At 26.6% G+C, this 564-nt stretch carries 1 pseudogene; it reads left to right on the top strand.

Features of this window, described 5'->3' with window-relative positions:
• Positions 1-564: pseudogene (locus L8X50_RS08245) on the top strand (hypothetical protein); the annotation flags it as partial.

Below are 564 nucleotides of genomic sequence, written 5' to 3'. Positions count from 1 at the left end.
TTTTTGGTAAAGAAAATTTAATTGTAAGATTATTTGATAACAATGAATTTTATCAAGGAGATTTATTAAAAGATTTTATACATAGTATAGACTTAGAATGGGATGATGAGTTTATTATACCTCCAAAGCAAAATGAGAGTTTAGATTTATTGGGAATAGAATTGCTTAGAAGACTAAATTCACTTAACTTAGGCGGATGGAATAAGACTTCTTTGGTCAATTTTGTATTAAAACACTTCACATCTAAAGACCCTCATCTCAAATTCCAGCCTCCAAAAGAAATAATGCAGTCTTATATAAATTATTTCGAGGAATCAAATGAATGGGTAAGAAAAGAATTCTTTCCTTATAAAGAGAGATTATTTCCCAAAAAAGACCTCAGTAATTATAAAGAAAATTATGAACTTAAGGAAATGAAACCAGAATATTGGGATAAAATAGCTGAATTTATAGCCGATATAGTTAAAACTAAAAATCAAAATATCGCAGATAAAACTAATATCATTCAGAATAAAGATAAAATTATTATTGATCAAACTACTCAAATAAAATCCTTACAAGCAA

It is taken from the genome of Campylobacter sp. CNRCH_2013_0898h, assembly GCF_025772965.1.
In the GTDB taxonomy this organism is placed as follows: Bacteria; Campylobacterota; Campylobacteria; order Campylobacterales; family Campylobacteraceae; genus Campylobacter_D; species Campylobacter_D lari_D.
This window is presented reverse-complemented; position numbering and strand designations above follow the sequence as displayed.